Source organism: Georgenia ruanii (genome assembly GCF_009193175.1).
GTDB lineage: Bacteria > Actinomycetota > Actinomycetes > Actinomycetales > Actinomycetaceae > Georgenia > Georgenia ruanii.
Genome location: NZ_VUKE01000002.1, coordinates 30,620 through 48,074, shown reverse-complemented (window position 1 = coordinate 48,074; position 17,455 = coordinate 30,620). Strand labels below are relative to the sequence as shown.

Sequence of the window (17,455 nt, the reverse complement as noted above, 5' to 3'; positions counted from 1 at the left end):
GATGATCAGACCTCCTGGAAGAACGGGGACGCGGCGGGCGCGTCGAGCAGGGCGAGGCGGGCGTCGTCGAGCGTGAGCAGCGAGATGGACGCCCCGGCCATCTCCAGGCTCGTGGCGTACTCGCCGACGTACCGGCGCTCGATGGTGACGCCGCGGTCGGCGAGCAGCTGGTGCACGCGGCGGTACATCACGTACAGCTCCTCCAGCGGCGTGGCGCCGAGCCCGTTGACGAGCACGGCCACGCGGTCGCCGGCGGTGATCCCGAGGTCCGCGACGAGCGCGGAGACGAGGCGGTCGGTGATCTCGTCGGCCGTCTCCAGCGGGCCGCGGTGAATGCCGGGCTCGCCGTGGATGCCGATACCGACCTCCATCTCGCCGGCGGGCACGTCGAAGCTCGGCTCGCCCGTGGTGGGGAGGATCGTCGGGGACAGGCCGATGCCCATCGTGGCGGTGTGCTCGACGACGTCCTCGGCGACGGCGGCGACCTCCTCGAGGCTGTCGCCGCGCTCGGCGGCCGCGCCGGCGGCCTTGTAGGCGAAGAAGATGCCGGCGACGCCGCGGCGGTCGTGCTTGCGCTCCTTGGGCTGGCTGGCGACGTCGTCGCGGCCGAGCACGGTGCGGGTCTCGATGTCCTCGAGCTCGGCCAGGTCCGCGGCGAGGTCGAAGTTGAAGACGTCGCCGCCATAGTTGCCGTACAGGTAGAGCACGCCGCGGCCGCCGTCGACGGCCTTGGTGGCCTCGAAGACCTGCTGGGAGCTCGGCGAGCTGAAGACGTTGCCGATCGCCACCCCGGAGGCGAGCCCCTGGCCGACGTAGCCCTTGAAGAGCGGCAGGTGGCCGGAGCCGCCGCCGGTGACGATGCCGACCTGGCCGGCGACGGGGGCGTCCGCCCGCACGAGGATGCGGGGGTCCTCGCCCGGGGTCTTCACCTGGTCCGGGTGGGCGAGGAGGATGCCCTCGATCATCTCGTCGACGAAGTTCTCGGGCTTGTTGATGATCTTTCTCATGACGTTCCTTTCGTCGAGGCTGGTGGGGGTCACGCTCACGCGGTGGTCGTCGCGCCGGCCGCGCCGACGGGGGGTGCCGGCCGCCGTCGCCGGCGCCACTTGACCTGGTCGAGGACCATCACGGCCACGAGGATGAGGCCCTGGGCCATGGCGTACTCGAAGGCGGAGAGGCGCACGGCGGTGAAGCCGCTCTGGACGATCTGCAGGGTGAAGGTCGCCAGCACGACGCCGAGCACCGTCGCGAAGCCGCCGTTGGGGTTGGTGCCGGCGAGGACGGCGATGACCACGACGAGCAGCACGTACGAGGCGCCGTAGTCGGCCGAGGCGGTGGGGTTGCGGGCGAGGAACAGCACCCCGGCGACGCCGCCGAGCAGGCCGGTGGTCAGGTAGGTGCTCATGAGCACCCGGGAGCTGTTGATGCCGGAGAAGCGCGCGGCGGTCGGGTTGGCGCCCTGCAGCGTGACCTTCAGGCCGAGCGGGGTGCGGTTGACGAGCAGCCCGATCGCCAGGGCGACGACGACGAAGACGACGAACAGGGTGGGGACCCCGCCGACGGTCGACTGCCCGAGGGCCGTCAGCCCCGCCGGCGCGCCGTAGAGCGTCTTGCCGCCGGTCCAGGCGACCGCGATGCCGTTGTAGATCTGCATCGTGCCCAGCGTCGCGAGGATCGGGGTGATGCCGATCCAGGCGACGAGGACGCCGTTGAGGAACCCGCCGACGACGCCCACGAGCAGGCCCACGACGGTGATGACCGGGAACAGCTGGTCGGCCCGGGCCGGGTCGCTGGCCGCGATGGCCGTGTGGAGCGTCGACATGGTGATCGCCGTCAGGCTCGCGATGGACACGAGCGAGAGGTCGATCCCGCCGGTGAGCATCGCGAGCATCATCGCCAGGGCGAGCACGCCGACCTCGGGCGAGGCGAGCGCGATGTTCTGCAGATTGATCGGGCTGAGGAACACCGCGGGGTTGAGCGCGGTGAAGAGCGCGAACGCGGCGATGACGAGCAGCAGCATCCGCCGCGCGCTGCGGTCCACGTGCACCCTGCCGAGCAGGTCCTGCCACCGGGAGTCGACGGACCGGTTGAGCCGTCGCATCGGCTGCTGGGCGTCGTTCATGCCGTCACCTTCTCGTGCTGGGCGGGGGCCGGGGCCGGGCCGGCCTCGCCGTCGTCGGCCGCGTCGGTGGTCCGGATCCTGCGGGCGGAGCGACGGGCGGCGATCGCCTGGATGCCGACGCCGACGACGAGCAGCAGGCCGACCGCGGTGCGCTGCCAGGCGCTGGGCACCCCGGCGAGGATGAGGCTGTTGTTGATGACCTGGATGAGCAGGACGCCGAGCACGGTGCCGGTCACGGAGCCGCGGCCGCCGAAGATCGACGCCCCGCCGAGGACGACGGCGGCGATGATGTCCAGCTCGCCGCCGACCAGCTCCTGCGGGGTGCCGCTGCGGCCCATGATCATGTAGACCATGCCGCCGACGGCGGCCATCATCCCGACGAGCACGTACATCCACACCTGCGTGCGGACCACGCGGATCCCGGCGCGGCGGGCGGCCTCGGTGTCGCCGCCGATGGCGTAGATGCTGCGGCCGAACATCGTCCGGCGCAGCACCCAGGCGATGAGGGTCGCCAGGAGGATCGCCGGCAGGACCATGACGTGCAGGTAGGCGTTGCCGGTCGGGGACGTCACCGCGACGAGGTTGGTGGTCGAGGCCGAGGCCATGCCCGCCGGCAGGTCGGCGATGTAGCGGGAGCCGACGTAGGTGAGCAGCGCCCCGGTGAAGATGCCGCGGGTGCCGAGCGTGACGATCATCGTCGGCAGGCGGAACTTCGCGATGAGGAAGCCGTTGATCGCACCGAGCCCGGCCCCGAGGACCAGGGCCATGACGAAGGCGCCGACGAGGCCGAGGTCGAACCCGCCGGCCAGCTGCAGCTTGATGGTCGTGTAGGCGGCGAACACCGCGATCGCCGCGAACGACATGTCGATGCCGCCTGAGATGATGACCAGCAGCACGCCGAGGGCGAAGATCATCGGCACGATCGCGCTGCGCAGGATGCCGAACGCGGTCGGCAGCGAGAAGAACGCCGGGTTGGCGATCGACATGCCGATGACGAGCACGAGCAGCACGACTGCGAGGACGCCCTCGTTGTTCCGCCCGCGCAGGCGGCGCGCCCACGCCGCCGGGGACCTGTCCGCACTCATGCGGCCACCTTCTTCCGGATGCTGTCGACGTCGACGTCCTCGCCGGCGAGCTCCTCCACGACCCGGCCGTGGCGCACCACCAGCACGCGGTGGCAGCAGGCGACGAGCTCGGGGACGTCGTCGGAGATGACGATGACGCCCATGCCCTCGGCGGCCTGCGCGCGCAGGATGTCGAGGATCTCGGACTTGGAGCCGACGTCCACCCCGACGGTCGGCCCGTTGAGCATGAGCACCTTGGGCCGGCGCGCGAGCCACTTGGCGAGCACCACCCGCTGGGCGTTGCCGCCGGAGAGGGAGCGCACGGGCGCCTGGACGTTCGGCGCCTTGACCCGCAGCCGGCGGAACAGGGTGTCGATGGTGGTGCGGATCGCGCGCTTGTCGAGGGTGCGCCAGCGGGTGCGGTGCCGCTCGGCGGAGCTGGCGATGATGTTGTCCGCGATGGACTTCTCGAGGAACAGGCCCTGGGTGAGGCGGTCCTCGGGGACGTACCCGATGCCCGCCGCGATGGCGTCGTCGATGCGGCGCACCGCCGTCGGGACGCCGTCCACCGTCACCGTCCCGGACTGGTACGGGTGGACGCCGAAGAGGGACTCGGCGATCTCGGTGCGGCCGGAGCCGAGCAGGCCGGTGAGGCCCAGGATCTCGCCGCGGCGCAGCGTGAAGGAGACGTCGCGGAAGGCGCCCGGGAGGGTGAGCCCCGCCACCTCCAGCACCGGCGCGGCGCCGGGGACGAGCTCGGTGACCCGCCGGGAGTCGTCGACCTCCTGCCCGGTCATGTGCTGGGCGATGCTGCGGGGGTCGAGGTCCGCCGCCGGGGCGGTGACGACGTGCCGGCCGGAGCGCAGCACGGTCACGCGGTCGGAGATCGCCAGGACCTCGTCGAGCTTGTGGGAGACGAAGATGAAGGCCACGCCGCGGGCCCGCAGCCGCTCGACGATCGCGAACAGGTGCGCGACCTCGGTGTGGGTGAGGGCCGTGGTGGGCTCGTCCATGATGATCACCCGCGCCTCGTCGACGAGGGAGCGGCAGATCGCCGTGAGCTGCCTGTCCGCGACCGACAGGGTGCCGACCTCGGCGTCCAGGTCGAGGGTCAGGCCCAGGTCGTCGACGATCCGTTGGGCGGCCGGGCGCGCGGCGCGCGGGTTGAAGAACCGCCGGCGGGCGCCGATGGCCGAGGTGAAGACGATGTTCTCGGCGACCGTGAGGTTGGGGAAGAGCGAGAAGTCCTGGTAGATGACCTGGATCCCGCTCTTGATGGCGTCGGTGGTGTCCATCGACGCGTAGGTCGCGCCGTCCACCACGATGGCGCCCGCGTCGGGCTTCTCCGCGCCGGAGATGATCTTGATCAGGGTGGACTTGCCGCAGCCGTTCTCGCCGGCGAGGCAGAGGACCTCGCCGGGACGCAGGTCGAGCGACACCCCGCCCAGGGCGGTCACGCCGCCGAAGGTCTTGACGATGTCGCGCACCTCGAGGACGGGTGCTGGGGTGCCCGAACGGGCGGTGGTTGTCATGCCGTGCGCCTCTCGACACCGGCGCGGGGCGGACCGCTGCGTCCGCCCCGCGCCTGGGGACGGATCAGAAGTTGTACTGCTTGGCCGCCTCGGCGTCGGCCGCGATGCCGGCGTCGCCGACGAAGACGTTGTCGTACCCGTCCATCTTGCGAAGGCTGTTGTAGCCCTCGATGCCCAGGTCGGTGCCCTCCTCGATCGTGCCGCCCTCGGCGAGGATGCGGGCGATCTCCAGCTGGGCCTCACCGGCGAGCGCGGGGTCCCAGAAGAAGATCTTGTCGATCGAGCCGGTCGCCAGGTACTTGGCGGCGGCCGACGGGATCGAGGTGCCCATGTTGCAGACCTTGTCCTCGAGGCCGGCCTCCTCGATGGCGCGGGCGATGCCCGGCACGTCGTTGCCGGCGGAGCCCTGGAAGCCCTTGATGTCCGGGTGCTTGGCGAGGATCTCCTTGGCCTTCTCGTACGCGGCCGTCTCGTTGTCGGTGCTCTCGATCGGGGTCTCGACCCGCGTCATGTTCGGGTAGTTCTCGGTCTGGTAGTCGTAGGCGGCGCCGACCCACTCCATGTGGGTCTTGGCGGTGAGGCCGCCGACGAACTGGACGTACTTGCCCTCCTCACCCATGCACTGGGCGAGGTTCTCCATGATGTCGATGCCGTAGTCGGCGTTGTCGAAGGCCTCGATGTCGATGTCGACGTTCTCGATGCCCGTCGCCTCGTGCGCGACGACCTTGATCCCCTGGGCCTGAGCCTGCTTCAGGACCGCGGAGAGCGCCTCGGGCGAGTTGGGCACGACGGTGATGGCGGTCGGCTTCTGGGCGATGAGGTCCTGGATGATCTGGATCTGCTTCTCCGGGGAGACGTCGTCACCGCCCTCGGTGCGCGTGTCGATGCCCGTCCGCTCGCCATAGGCGACGACGCCCTCGTCCATGCGGTCGAACCAGGCGATGCCCTTGACCTTGACGACCGTGACCATCGTCTGGTCCGAGCCGCTCCCGCCGCTCGAAGCCTTGTCGCCGCTCGCGGCGGCGCCGTCGTTGACGGAGCCGCAGGCGGCCAAGAGCAGGGTGGCCAGTCCCGCGGCGACAACGCCCGCGGCGCGCTTGTTCCTCATCCGTTCACTCCCTCGTGATGGTGCGCAGGGACGCCTACGTCCGCGCATCTATTCCCGTTTTCGTGCGTCAGATTCCTGACTTGGCGCACACATTAGGGGGCCGCCGTCTGAAAGTCCAATGAGTCGTGCAAGAATGAGCACGGTTCCAGGCACTTCATGCACGGTTTCGTGCAGGTTGGTACCCTTTGCCCAGGTCAAGCGGAAGGTCAACGATGTCGCGCCGCCAGCAGATCGCCGAGCTCGTCGAGCAGCGCGGCTTCCAGAGCGTCACCGCCCTCGCGCAGCGGTTCGCCGTGGACAGCTCCACCATCCGCCGCGACCTCGACCGCCTCGCCGCCGACGGCGTCGTGGTGCGCACCCACGGTGGCGCCGCCGCGCCGACGGGCGCCGGGGAGAACGGCCGGCCCGTCTCCGAACGGGATCCCCAGCTGCCCGAGAAGCGGGCCATCGGCGCGGCGATGGCCGAACGCATCCACGAGGGGCAGACCGTCCTGCTCGACAGCGGCACGACCTGCCTCGAGGTCGCCCGCCACCTCGACCACGCCCGGTTGACCGTCGTCACCAACGACCTGCACATCGGGCTGGAGATCGCGAGCAAGCCGCAGATCAACCTCGCCTTCATCGGCGGCGAGCTGCTGCCGACCAGCACCTCGATGTGGGGACCGGCGTCGATCCAGCAGCTCGAGACCATGCGCGTGAACGTGGCCGTCTTCGGCGCCGGCACCGTCATGGACGACGGCATCTACGCGTCCAGCAGCTACGCCATCGAGCTCAAGCGCAAGATGCGGTCCATCGCCTCGGAGGCCTTCTTCGTCGCGGACTCGACGAAGTTCGGCCGCGAGGCGCTCTTCAAGGTCTTCGGGTTCGACAACTTCACCGCGGGGATCACCGACGACACGCTCGACCCGATCCGGGCGGCCCGGTTCCCCGTGCCACTGATCCGGGTGACACCGAGCAGCGACTGAGGCCTCGGGGTCGCGCCGCGGCGCGACCGCACGCCTCGCGGACCGCGCACCGCGCACCGCGCCCACGCGCGCGCGCCCGCGCGCGCCCGCGCCCGCGCCCGCGCCCAGACTCGCGCGCCCAGACTCGCGACCGCCGCGCTCCTAGCGCCCGCCACCCACCCAGGTCGAGGACCTGGTCGTCCCGCCAACCGGAACCTGATTTGACGTTACCGACGCCACAGTGTTCCATCTTGGAAACGGTCAACGGTTAACGGTTAACAATGGAGTCCGCCGCATGGAGATCACCCCCATCCAGCAGAACTCGCTCGGCGAGCAGATCGCCGGCGAGCTGCGGCGCCTCATCGCCACCCGGCGCATCGACGACGGCACGCCCGTGGTCGAGGAGGCGCTGGCGAACCAGTTCGGCGTGAGCCGCGGTCCCGTGCGCGACGCCCTGAAGATCCTCGTGGCGGAGGGCCTGGTGACCTCGCGCGGCCGCCGCGCGAAGATCCGCGGCCTCACCGCCGTCGACATCGACGAGCTGTTCTCGCTGCGCCACATGCTCGAGAGCACCGCCCTGCCCCTGGCGATGGAGCGCAACCCGCAGGGTCTGACGGCCTCGCTCGATGGCGCCCTGCACGAGATGGAGGCCGCCGTGGCCAGCGGCGAGGCGCAGGCCTTCGCCGAGGCGGACTCCCGCTTTCACTCCAGCTTTTACCAGGCCGCCGGCCACAGCCGGCTCACCGCGATCTGGGCGCAGTACCGACCCAGCATCGAGATGGTCCTGCTGTCTTCACGAGAGACCTACAAGGACCTCGCCCCGTCGATCGGCAGCCACTACACCCTCGCCGACCTCATCCGCGCCGGCGATCCCGGCCCGGCCCTCCACGAGCTGACGCAGCACCTCGACAACGCCCGGCTGCGTGTCCGGACGTTCTACGAGTCCGAGGTTGCGGCGCCAGCCAGCTGATTCCCCCTCCCCCTCCCACCACCACGAAGGAGTGGACCTTCACCATGAAGCTGTCCAAGCGCACCACCTCGTCGCTCGTCGCGATCGTCGCGGCGACCTCCCTGCTCGCTGCCTGCTCATCGGCGAAGGGCGGCGACGACTCCTCGGCGGACTACCCGTCGAAGGACATCACCCTCGTCGTCCCCTACGACGCCGGCGGCGCCTCCGACCTCGCGGCGCGCACCCTGGCCAAGGAGATGGAGAAGAGCCTCGACGTGTCGGTCATCGTCGAGAACCGCACGGGCGGCGCCGGCTCGGTCGGCCTCGGCTCCCTCGCCAACGCCAAGGCGGACGGCTACACCCTTGGGTACATGCCGGTGGAGACGGTGATGCTGGGCCACCGGGGCTACGACACCGACCCGGAGGACTACGACTACCTCGGCCAAATCGTCGCGGTCCCCGCGACGATCGCAGTCCCGGCCGACAGCCCGTACCAGACCCTCCAGGAGCTCATCGACGCCGCCACGGAGAACCCGGACACCCTCAGCGTGTCCAACTCCGGCGCCGGCTCCATCTGGGACGCCGCCACCGCCGCGCTGAACGAGGCGACCGGGGCGGCCCTCAAGCCGGTGCCGTTCGACGGCGGCGCGCCCGCCGTGACCGCGGCGATCGGCGGCCAGGTCGACGCCGTCGTCGCGGGCGTCTCGGAGACCGCCCAGGCGCACAAGGACGGGCAGATCCGCGTGCTCGCCGTCCTCGCGGACGAGCCGGCCGACGCGCTGCCGGACGTCAAGACCGCCAAGGACCTCGGCATCGACGTCTCCATCGGCGGCTGGGGCCTGCTCGGCGCGCCCACCGGGCTGCCCGAGGAGGTCGTCGAGGTGCTCGACGGCGCCGTCGAGGCCGCCGTCGCCTCCGACAGCTACACCGACGTCATCACCAAGGCCGGCAACATCCCGAGCTGGAAGTCCGCGGCCGACACCCAGGCCTTCGTCTCCGACGAGGCCGCCCGGTTCGCCGCGATCCTCGCCGGCTGAGCCACCCGACCGCCCGGGGGCGCCGCCGCCCGGCGGCGCCCCCGCGCCATCCCGGGCCCACCGCCCGCGGCGCCCCGGCCCATCCCTACGGGCGGGCGCCGGCAGCCACCCGCTGCCGGCGGCCCACCCCCGCTCTCCCACCGCCGGCGTCCGGCCCACCGGGCGCCGGCCCCCATCGACACCCCAGGAGCCCTTCCGTGCCCTCGCCCGAGAACCTTGCCGCGCTGACCGACCCGACGGCGTCGGCCGCCCCGCGCAGCGACCTCATCACCGCGGTCCCCACCCCCTTCCTCGCGGACGGCGCCCTCGACGTGCCGGGCACCAAGCGCCTGTTCGCGGCACTGGCCGCCCGGGACGTCGACGGCGCCTTCGTCGCCGGCACGACCGGCGAGTTCACCACCCTGGACGACGACGAGCGGCTCGCCGTCCTCGACGCCGGGCTCGAGGCCTTCGGCGCCGAGCGGGCGTACCTGCACGTCGGCGCCGCGCACGTCCGTCACGCCGTCAAGCTGACGCGGGCGGCAGTGGCCATGGGCGGCCGCAAGCTCGCCGCGATCACCCCGTACTACTTCCCCGCGCCGCTGGACGCCGTCGTCGAGTACTTCCGCCAGGTCGTCGACGCCGCCGACGACGCCGCGGTCTACGCCTACCTGTTCACCGCCCGCACCTGGACCGCCGTGCCGCACGACGCGCTCGCCGCCCTCGCCGAGGTCGGCGTCGCGGGCGTGAAGATCAGCGGCGAGAGCGACGAGTCCGTCGCGACCTACCTGGCCAACGCCCCGGCGGGGTTCGAGGTGCTCTCCGGCAACGACATCGCCTACGGGGAGCTGGTCCGGGCCGGCGGCCAGGGCATCATCTCCGGTGTCTCCTCGGTCTTCCCGCAGCCCTTCCTCAACCTGCGCGCCGCCCTGCGCGCCGGCGACGACGACGCCGTCAGCGTCGCGACGGCGGACGTCGCCCGGGCCGTCGGGCTCGTGCGCGCCGGCAGCCTCACCCACCTCAAGGCCGGCCTGGAGCTCCAGGGCCTGCCGGCCGGCCCGGTGCGGGCCGCCGTCGAGACGATCCCGGACGAGGACCGTGCCGCCATCGCCGGGGAGCTCGAGCGATGGAACCAGTGACCGCGCCGCCCGAGGCCGCGCCGGTGGAGGCGGAGGGGCACCCCGCCCCGGCCTCGCGTCGCCTCGAGCTGCTCATCGCCGTCCTCGCAGTGGTCCTCGCCGCCGTCGTGCTGGTGCTCAGCCGGGGCATCGAGTCGAAGGTGGACGCCGGCGGCCTCGCTCCGAGCTGGTGGCCGACCGTCGTCTCCGGTGCCGCGCTGGCCATCTCCGTGGCGCTGCTTGTCCTCGCGCTCGTCCGCCGCCCGCCGGCGCGTGAGGACCTCCAGTCCGGCACCCGCGAGGGCTGGTTCCGGGTGCTCGTCAGCTCGGCGCTGACGGTGCTGTTCCTGGCGGCGTGGGGCCTGGTCGGCTTCGTCGTCGCCTGCCCGATCTACCTGGCGGCGCTGCTGGCCACGTACGGGCTGCGCAGCCGCGGGCTGGTCATCTTCCCGGTGGCCGTCACGGCCCTGATCTACGTCCTCTTCGACCTGATCCTGAGGGTTCCGCTATGAGCACACTCCTCGAGGGGCTCAGCTCCTTCACCGACCCCACGTTCCTGCTGTGCATGGCCGTCGGCATCGTCCTGGGCCTGCTCGTCGGGTTCTTCCCCGGGGTCACCATGACCATGGCGGTGGCGCTGGCCAGCGGCTTCACCCTCTCCCTGGAGCCGGCGCAGGGCCTGGCGGTCATGCTGACCATCTACGTGGCCGGCCAGTTCGGGGACCGCATCCCGTCCATCCTCGTCAACACCCCGGGCACGCCGGCGTCCATCGCGACCACGCTCGACGGCTACCCGATGGCCAAGAACGGCCAGGCCGGGCTGGCGCTGGTGGTCTCGGCCCTGGTCACCACCGCGGCGCTGCTCGCCAGCATGCTGCTGTTCATCCTGGTGGCGCGGCCGGTGGCCACGTTCGCCCTGAAGTTCGGGCCGGCCGAGATGTTCGCCCTGGTCCTCTTCGGGCTGACGATCATGATCAGCATCGCGTCGAAGTCGATCCTCAAGGGCCTGCTCGCCGGGCTCTTCGGCCTGGCCATCGCGGTGATCGGCCGCGACCCGATCACCGGCAGCGCCCGGTTCACGTTCGGCTCCAACGACCTCAGCTCGGGCCTGGAGTTCATCGCCGTGATCATCGGCCTCTTCGGCATCGCCGAGGTGCTCGACCAGATGCTCACCCACCGCGCCAGCGCGGTGCGGCCCATCTCCAGCCTGGGCCGCTGGTGGCCGACGAAGAAGGAGCTCAGGGAGATCGTCCAGCCCGCCGCCGTCGGCACCGGCGTCGGGCTCGGCGTCGGCATCGTCCCCGCCGCGGGTGGCGACATCGCCGGCCTGGTCGGCTGGGACCGGGCGCGCGCCGTCTCCAAGCACCGGAAGAAGTTCGGCACCGGGTACATCGGCGGCCTCGCGGCCTCGGACAGCGCCTCCAGCGCCACCCTCGGCGGCGCCCTGACCACCACGATGGCGCTGGGCATCCCGGGCGACTCCGTCATGGCCGTCATGATCGGCTCGATGATCATCTGGGGGATCCAGCCCGGCCCGTCGATGTTCACCCAGCACCCCGACATGGTGGTGCTCATCGCGGCGATCATGATCATCGCGACCCTCGTCACCGGCGGGCTGAGCCTGCTGCGGACCAGGGGCATGGTCAAGCTGCTCGACCTCAAGCCGCAGTACCTGTGGGCGACCATCCTGATCTTCTGCATGGTGGGCACCTACGCCACGACGAACAACCTCTTCACCGTCGGCACCATGCTGGTGTTCGGGTTCATCGGCCTGGCCCTCAAGCGGGCGGAGATCCCCGCCGGCCCGGTGGTGCTCGGCCTGCTGCTCGGCCCGCTCGCGGAGAGCAACCTGCGCCGCGCGCTGGTCATCGGCGGCCCGGAGAGCCTCGTCGCCAGCCCCATCTCGATCGCCCTGCTCGGCCTCACCGCCGTGGTGCTGCTGGGCACGCTGCTGCGCCGCAACAAGCGCAGCGGGGAGAGCGTCGCGGCGGAGCGGGACACCGTCTCGGTCTGATCCGGACCGGCGAGGTGCGACGCCTCGCCGGTCTGGGACGGGGCGCGGTCACCGCCGTCCACGGTGACCGCGCCCCGCGCGGCGCACGCGCCCCGCGCGGCGCACGCGCCCGCCGAGCGCCGCGCACCGCCGCCTCCGGAGACCATCACCGGCCGACGGAGACATCCCGGCCGGCTAATTGAATCGTTAATGAACCGTTCGGACGGCCTGCACCGCCGGGACGGGCACCGACAGGGTCGAGCATGTTGCCCATGTCACTCGAGCGAACCGTTCGCGGACAAGTACTACTAATTCCGCCCCTGGTGCGCTATAACACATAGCAGAGACAGCCGTCCTATATTGAGGGGAGTTGGCGTGGCACCGACGACCGCCTCCGCGCCCCATCGCCCCCGCGGTGCGCCCCCTTCTCCCGGCCGCTCCCGGCGGCGCCCTCCCCGGATCACGCGAGGAACCCCGCTGCCCGCTCTGGCCCAGGTGCGTGACGTCCTCGTCGACACCCTGGGCCGGGAGGTGGAGCTGGAGCAGGCCGCGCATCCGCTGCAGACGGCCGGATCCACCGTCATCGCGCTCTACGCGGACGACGAGTGGCGAACCGTCGCCCTCATCGCCATGGAGACGCCCCTGGCCGCTCGCATCGCGGGCGCGCTCGCCCTGGTCGCGCCCCGACGCATCGACGAGCGGATCGCGGGCGGCACCCTGTGGGCCGAGCAGTTCGAGGACATCTCCGAGGTCTTCAACGTCCTCGCGACCCTGCTCAACGCGGACGGCGCGCCGCACGTGCGGCGGGCCACCGTGTACGACACCTTGCAGACCTTTCCACCCTCGGACGTCGTCGCCGTGTTGCGAAGCCACCTGCCCCGGATCGACGTCGACGTCACGGTCAGGGGCTACGGCAGCGGAACGATGGCGGTCATCGTGAGTGGAGCGTGAACATCATGACCTCGACGGCACTCATCCCGGGTGCACCGTCCTCCGGTCGAGCCGAGCCGCACCTCACGATCGACGTCTCTGCCACCTTCGCGGCAGCTCGCCTCACCACCTCGATCGCTTCTCAGGTGGCCGCGCTCGTCGACGGCGGGACGCTGGACGCCAGGGTGCGGTTCGCCGACGGCGCCGCCGGGCTCTTCTGGTCCCTGGCCTATGTCGGGGCCGAGGTGCCGGCTCTCGGCGCGGACCGACTCGTGCAGCGCGCGAGCGCCGCCTCGATGGCCGGCCCGGGCCTCGCCGCCGGCTACAGCGGCGTGGCCCTGGCACTGGACGGCGTGGGCCACCACGACGAGGCCGACCAGTTCTGGCACGACGCCGAGGTCTTCCCGCTCGACCGGCTCGGCGTCACGGTGGCCGACGGTCTCGCGGGCGTGGGCCTCGCGCTGCTCGAGCGGGCGCCCGTCCGCGACGCGGAGGAGCTCTTCGCCCGGCTCGACACCATCGCCGAAGCGCTGGTCGCGCAGCTCGTCTCCGGTCACCGTCTGATCCGACCTGGGATCCTGTTCGGGTACTCGGGCCCGGCGCTGTACCTGCTCCACGCCTACGGCCTGACCGGGGACGCGTCCCTCCTGCGCGCCGTCGAGCACTGCCTGCGCCACGATCTCGACCTCCTCGGCTGGTCGCCCGGCGCCGGCCGCCCGCTGCGTCACGCACCGACCGGCGGCGTCGCCACGGGCCTGCCCGGCATCGCGATGGTCCTGCACGAGGCCGCGCGCCACCTCGACGCGTCCTGGATCGCCGCGGCCCGTGACGACCTCCTTGCCACCTGCCAGGACCATGCCGCCCACCCGCTGACGCGCCGCGGGGTCGGGACGGTCCTCGCCGTCGAGTACGTGCGCCGCACCGCACAGGGGCGGCCGGACCCCGCCAGGCCCGAGACGCCGACGGAGGTCCCGCGGGCGGTTACCCCTCGGCCGAGGCACCCCCGGCCGGTGGAGGCCCGGCTCAGACACCTCCGGGCGGGCGCCGCTCGGCTGCGACACCCCCGGGAGGCCCGGCCGCGGATCCGGACGCCCCAGCACATCGCGGTGTCCCTCGCCGCCCCGGTCCTGCACACCGCGCACTATCTGCACGCCGAGCAAGAGCCGCGGATGGCCTTCTTCTGGTGAGGCACCCGGGCCTCTGGTGACGCGCACGGGGTCCTGGCGACGCGCACGGGCTTCTGGTGACGCGCACGGGGTCGGGCGGGCCGCACGGGGCCGGGCGGGGCCGGCGGTTAGTGGTGTGCTTTCAGCAGGCAATGCCTGCCGAAAGCACACCACTAACGCCTGCGCCGTAACGCCTGCGCGTCATTCCTGCACGTAACGCCTGCGCGCCGACGACAACGTCCGCACGACGACGGCGCCGCCGCTACCGCGCCGTGACCACCGCTCCCACGGTGGTGTGCGCGTCCGCGAGCGACAGCACCTCGTCGAGGATCGCCAGCCCCTCCTCCAGCTCGGCCTCGCTGATCGTGCACGGCGGGACCACGTGGATGCGGTGGTAGTTGTTGAACAGCAGCAGCCCGGCCTTCTTCGCCGCGCCCATGAGCTCGGCGATGGCGGGCGAGGACCCGCCGTAGGGTGCCAGCGGCTCCTTGGTCTCCCGGTCCACGACCAGGTCCAGCGCCCAGAACACGCCCAGGCCGCGGACGTCGCCGATCACGGGGTGCCGCTCGGCCATCTCTCGCAGCCGCGGCCCGATGACCCGCTCCCCCAGCTCGGCGGCGTGCTCGACGATCCGCTCCTCCGTCATCGCCTCGATGGTGGCGACCGCGGCGGCGCAAGCCAGCGGGTGCCCGGAGTAGGTCAGCCCGCCGGGGAAGACCCGCTCGTCGAACGTGGCGGCGATGGCGTCGGAGATGATCACCCCGCCCAGCGGCACGTACCCGGAGTTCACGCCCTTGGCGAAGGTGATGAGGTCCGGCGTCACGTCGTAGTGGTCGACGGCGAACCACGTGCCCGTCCGGCCGAAGCCGGCCATGACCTCGTCGGCGATGTAGACGATGCCGTGCCGGTCGCACAGCTCGCGCACCCCGGCGAGGTAGCCGGGCGGCGGGGGCATGATGCCGGCGGTGCCGGGCACGGTCTCGAGGATGATCGCCGCGATGGTGCCCGGCCCCTCGAAGGTGATGACCTGCTCGAGGTGCTCCAGCGCCCGCGCGCACTCCTCCGCCTCGGTGGTGGCGTGGAAGGGCGAGCGGTACAGGAACGGGCCGAAGAAGTGCACGAAGCCGGCGTTGCCGAACTCGTTGGGCCACCGCCGCGGGTCCCCGGTGAGGTTGATCGCCGTCGTCGTGGCGCCGTGGTAGCTGCGGTAGGTGGACAGCACCTTCTGCCGGCCGGTGTGCAGGCGGGCCATGCGCACGGCGTTCTCCACCGCCTCGGCGCCGGCGTTGGTGAAGAACACCTTGTTCAGCCCCTCCGGGGCGCGCTCGGCGATGAGCCGGGCCGCCTCGGAGCGGGCGGTGTTGGCATACGGGGGCCCGATGGTGCACAGGACGTCGGCCTGGGCCTTGATGGCGGCGACGACCTTGGGGTGCTGGTGGCCGATGTTGGTGTTGACGAGCTGGGAGGAGAAGTCGAGGTACCTCCGCCCGTCGCCGTCCCAGACGTAGGAGCCCTCGGCGCGGGTGACGACCATGGGGTCGAGGGCGCCCTGGGCGGACCAGGAGTGGAAGACGTGGGCGCGGTCGAGCTCGTAGGCGCGTCTCGCGGCGGGGTCGGTGGGTGCGGGCACGGGGAGTCTCCTTGTCGCCGTCGTCAGTGGTTCTGCGGGAAGCCGAGGTTGATGCCGCCGTGGCTGGGGTCCAGCCAGCGCTCGGTGACCGCCTTGGTGCGGGTGAAGAATCGCACGCCGTCGGCGCCGTAGGCGTGGGTGTCCCCGAAGAGGGAGTTCTTCCAGCCGCCGAAGGAGTAGTAGCCCACCGGCACGGGGATGGGCACGTTGATGCCGACCATGCCGACCTCGACCTCGTTCTGGAACTTCCGGGCGGCGCCGCCGTCGTTGGTGAAGATCGCGGTGCCGTTGCCGTAGGGGTTGGCGTTGATCAGCGCCAGTGCCTCCTCGTAGGTCTCCACCCGCACCACCGACAGGACGGGGCCGAAGATCTCGTCGGTGTAGACGCTCATCTCCGGGGTGACGTGGTCGAGCAGGGTGGGGCCGAGCCAGAACCCGCCCGCGGCGCCGTCGGGCTGCACGGTGCGGCCGTCGACGACGACGGCGGCGCCGGCGCTCTCGCCCGCTTCGATGTAGCCGGCGACCTTGTCCCGGTGCGGCTTGGTCACCAGCGGACCCATGTCGCAGCTGCGGAGCCCGTCGCCGGTCTTGATGCCCTGGGCGCGCTCGGCGATCTTGGCGACGAGCTCGTCGGCCACCGGACCGACCGCGACAAGGGCGGAGATGGCCATGCACCGCTCCCCCGCGGAGCCGAAGCCGGCGTTGACGGCGGAGTCGGCGGCGAGGTCGAGGTCGGCGTCGGGCAGGACGACCATGTGGTTCTTCGCGCCGCCGAGGGCCTGGACGCGCTTGCCGTGGGCGGTGGCGGTCTCGTAGACGTACTTCGCGATCGGGGTGGAGCCGACGAAGGAGACGGCCTTGATGTCCGGGTGGGTGAGCAGGGCGTCGACGGCGATCTTGTCGCCCTGGACGACGTTGAACACCCCGGCGGGCAGGCCGGCCTCGGCCCAGAGCTCGGCCAGCCACAGCGAGGCCGAGGGGTCCTTCTCGGAGGGCTTGAGCACCACGGTGTTGCCGGCGGCGATGGCGATCGGGAAGAACCACATCGGCACCATCGCCGGGAAGTTGAACGGGGAGATGATCGCGACGGGCCCGAGCGGCTGGCGGATGGAGTAGACGTCGACGTCGGTGGAGGCGTTCTCGGTCATCTCGCCCTTGACCAGGTGGGCGATGCCGCAGGCGACCTCGACGACCTCCAGGCCGCGGGCGATCTCGCCCAGGGCGTCGGAGAGCACCTTGCCGTGCTCGGCGGTGATGATCTCGGCGAGCTCGTTCTTGCGCGCGTTGAGCAGCTCGCGGAAGGCGAAGAGCACCTGGGTGCGCCGGGCCAGGGAGGTGTCGCGCCAGGCGGGGAAGGCGGCCTTGGCGGAGGCGACGGCGGCGGCGACGTCGGCCCCGTCGGCGAAGGCGACGAGGGAGGTCACCTCCCCGGTCGCGGGATTGTACACCTCGCCGGTGCGGGCGGCGCTGCCCGCGAAGGGCTTGCCGTCGAGCCAGTGCGAGGCGGGCACCGTCGCGGTGCCGGAGGTCGTGGTCTGCGTGCTGGTCATGGCGGCTCCTTCGGGCGCAGGTGATGCCCCGAGTGTGGTTCCCGCTGGCCGCGCAGGGAAGCGGCACAGTGTCTTGTGACCAGCCGAGATTCGCACACTGTGGCGGCCTCTGGGTGCCGCGCCGACGTGGCACCGTTGCCGCCGGCCCGCTAGGCGGCAGGACCGGCCGATGACAGCACCGACCGCACGGAATACGCTGGCGATCGCAGGACAGGCCAACTCAGCTCTCTGGGTTCGCCGAAGGGGCAGCGCCGCCGCAGCTCCGCCCACGGTCGCGGAGCACGACCTCCACAACGCCACACTCCCCAGGGGCCAGGGCCGCACGTGGCCCCG

At 71.8% G+C, this 17,455-nt stretch carries 15 protein-coding genes; 8 read left to right on the top strand and 7 right to left on the bottom strand.

Features of this window, described 5'->3' with window-relative positions:
- Positions 1 to 5: 5 nt before the first annotated feature.
- The 5 genes from GD880_RS03295 to GD880_RS03275 form a co-directional block, all read right to left on the bottom strand.
- The gene (locus GD880_RS03295) at positions 6 to 1,007 is read right to left on the bottom strand and encodes a dihydroxyacetone kinase subunit DhaK (protein ID WP_152230204.1); all 1,002 of its coding nucleotides are present in this window, start codon (positions 1,005 to 1,007) and stop codon (positions 6 to 8) included.
- A 35-nt stretch (positions 1,008 to 1,042) separates the two neighbouring features.
- Positions 1,043 to 2,122, bottom strand: a complete 1,080-nt coding sequence (locus GD880_RS03290; RefSeq protein ID WP_226909347.1) for an ABC transporter permease — start codon at positions 2,120 to 2,122, stop codon at positions 1,043 to 1,045.
- Positions 2,119 to 3,207, bottom strand: a complete 1,089-nt coding sequence (locus tag GD880_RS03285; protein WP_152230203.1) for an ABC transporter permease — start codon at positions 3,205 to 3,207, stop codon at positions 2,119 to 2,121. The genes GD880_RS03290 and GD880_RS03285 overlap by 4 nt, the downstream gene beginning before the upstream one ends.
- Positions 3,204 to 4,718: a sugar ABC transporter ATP-binding protein gene (locus GD880_RS03280; protein WP_152230202.1), complete on the bottom strand. Its 1,515-nt coding sequence runs from the start codon at positions 4,716 to 4,718 to the stop codon at positions 3,204 to 3,206. The genes GD880_RS03285 and GD880_RS03280 overlap by 4 nt, the downstream gene beginning before the upstream one ends.
- Before the next feature lie 64 nt (positions 4,719 to 4,782).
- A complete protein-coding gene (locus tag GD880_RS03275) occupies positions 4,783 to 5,826 on the bottom strand; it encodes a substrate-binding domain-containing protein (RefSeq protein ID WP_152230201.1) in 1,044 nt (347 codons plus the stop codon).
- A gap of 212 nt (positions 5,827 to 6,038) precedes the next feature.
- Here GD880_RS03275 and GD880_RS03270 point away from each other — a divergent pair, with 212 nt between their 5' ends.
- From GD880_RS03270 to GD880_RS03235, 8 genes are all read left to right on the top strand, one after another.
- Complete coding sequence (locus GD880_RS03270; RefSeq protein WP_152230200.1) at positions 6,039 to 6,791, top strand: DeoR/GlpR family DNA-binding transcription regulator; 753 nt, start codon at positions 6,039 to 6,041, stop codon at positions 6,789 to 6,791.
- Positions 6,792 to 7,065: 274 nt separating this feature from the next.
- A complete protein-coding gene (locus GD880_RS03265) occupies positions 7,066 to 7,740 on the top strand; it encodes a GntR family transcriptional regulator (protein ID WP_152230199.1) in 675 nt (224 codons plus the stop codon).
- Positions 7,741 to 7,784: 44 nt separating this feature from the next.
- Positions 7,785 to 8,756, top strand: coding sequence for a tripartite tricarboxylate transporter substrate binding protein (locus GD880_RS03260; RefSeq protein ID WP_152230198.1), 972 nt, complete (start codon positions 7,785 to 7,787; stop codon positions 8,754 to 8,756).
- Between the two features lie 197 nt (positions 8,757 to 8,953).
- Positions 8,954 to 9,874: a dihydrodipicolinate synthase family protein gene (locus GD880_RS03255; protein ID WP_226909346.1), complete on the top strand. Its 921-nt coding sequence runs from the start codon at positions 8,954 to 8,956 to the stop codon at positions 9,872 to 9,874.
- Positions 9,862 to 10,365: a tripartite tricarboxylate transporter TctB family protein gene (locus GD880_RS03250; protein WP_152230197.1), complete on the top strand. Its 504-nt coding sequence runs from the start codon at positions 9,862 to 9,864 to the stop codon at positions 10,363 to 10,365. The genes GD880_RS03255 and GD880_RS03250 overlap by 13 nt, the downstream gene beginning before the upstream one ends.
- Positions 10,362 to 11,867 carry a tripartite tricarboxylate transporter permease gene (locus GD880_RS03245; RefSeq protein ID WP_152230196.1) on the top strand — a complete coding sequence of 502 codons (1,506 nt, stop codon included), beginning with the start codon at positions 10,362 to 10,364 and terminating at the stop codon, positions 11,865 to 11,867. The genes GD880_RS03250 and GD880_RS03245 overlap by 4 nt, the downstream gene beginning before the upstream one ends.
- 474 nt (positions 11,868 to 12,341) lie before the next feature.
- Positions 12,342 to 12,797, top strand: coding sequence for a hypothetical protein (locus GD880_RS03240; RefSeq protein ID WP_152230195.1), 456 nt, complete (start codon positions 12,342 to 12,344; stop codon positions 12,795 to 12,797).
- A 5-nt stretch (positions 12,798 to 12,802) separates the two neighbouring features.
- Positions 12,803 to 13,963 carry a glycoside hydrolase family protein gene (locus tag GD880_RS03235; RefSeq protein ID WP_152230194.1) on the top strand — a complete coding sequence of 387 codons (1,161 nt, stop codon included), beginning with the start codon at positions 12,803 to 12,805 and terminating at the stop codon, positions 13,961 to 13,963.
- 241 nt (positions 13,964 to 14,204) lie between these two features.
- On the opposite strand, the gene GD880_RS03230 is transcribed toward GD880_RS03235, so the two are convergent.
- Both GD880_RS03230 and GD880_RS03225 read right to left on the bottom strand, forming a co-directional pair.
- On the bottom strand, positions 14,205 to 15,572 hold the full coding sequence (locus GD880_RS03230; RefSeq protein WP_152230193.1) for an aspartate aminotransferase family protein: 1,368 nt from the start codon (positions 15,570 to 15,572) through the stop codon (positions 14,205 to 14,207).
- Between the two features lie 23 nt (positions 15,573 to 15,595).
- Positions 15,596 to 17,122, bottom strand: coding sequence for a CoA-acylating methylmalonate-semialdehyde dehydrogenase (locus GD880_RS03225; protein WP_152230192.1), 1,527 nt, complete (start codon positions 17,120 to 17,122; stop codon positions 15,596 to 15,598).
- Positions 17,123 to 17,455 lie beyond the last annotated feature (333 nt).

Bases quoted from the DNA above. Each gene is read 5' to 3' on its own strand.
- GD880_RS03295 (WP_152230204.1), bottom strand. From the start codon at position 1,007: ATGAGAAAGATCATCAACAAGCCCGAGAACTTCGTCGACGAGATGATC.
- GD880_RS03290 (WP_226909347.1), bottom strand. From the start codon at position 2,122: ATGAACGACGCCCAGCAGCCGATGCGACGGCTCAACCGGTCCGTCGAC.
- GD880_RS03285 (WP_152230203.1), bottom strand. From the start codon at position 3,207: ATGAGTGCGGACAGGTCCCCGGCGGCGTGGGCGCGCCGCCTGCGCGGG.
- GD880_RS03280 (WP_152230202.1), bottom strand. From the start codon at position 4,718: ATGACAACCACCGCCCGTTCGGGCACCCCAGCACCCGTCCTCGAGGTG.
- GD880_RS03275 (WP_152230201.1), bottom strand. From the start codon at position 5,826: ATGAGGAACAAGCGCGCCGCGGGCGTTGTCGCCGCGGGACTGGCCACC.
- GD880_RS03270 (WP_152230200.1), top strand. From the start codon at position 6,039: ATGTCGCGCCGCCAGCAGATCGCCGAGCTCGTCGAGCAGCGCGGCTTC.
- GD880_RS03265 (WP_152230199.1), top strand. From the start codon at position 7,066: ATGGAGATCACCCCCATCCAGCAGAACTCGCTCGGCGAGCAGATCGCC.
- GD880_RS03260 (WP_152230198.1), top strand. From the start codon at position 7,785: ATGAAGCTGTCCAAGCGCACCACCTCGTCGCTCGTCGCGATCGTCGCG.
- GD880_RS03250 (WP_152230197.1), top strand. From the start codon at position 9,862: ATGGAACCAGTGACCGCGCCGCCCGAGGCCGCGCCGGTGGAGGCGGAG.
- GD880_RS03245 (WP_152230196.1), top strand. From the start codon at position 10,362: ATGAGCACACTCCTCGAGGGGCTCAGCTCCTTCACCGACCCCACGTTC.
- GD880_RS03235 (WP_152230194.1), top strand. From the start codon at position 12,803: ATGACCTCGACGGCACTCATCCCGGGTGCACCGTCCTCCGGTCGAGCC.
- GD880_RS03225 (WP_152230192.1), bottom strand. From the start codon at position 17,122: ATGACCAGCACGCAGACCACGACCTCCGGCACCGCGACGGTGCCCGCC.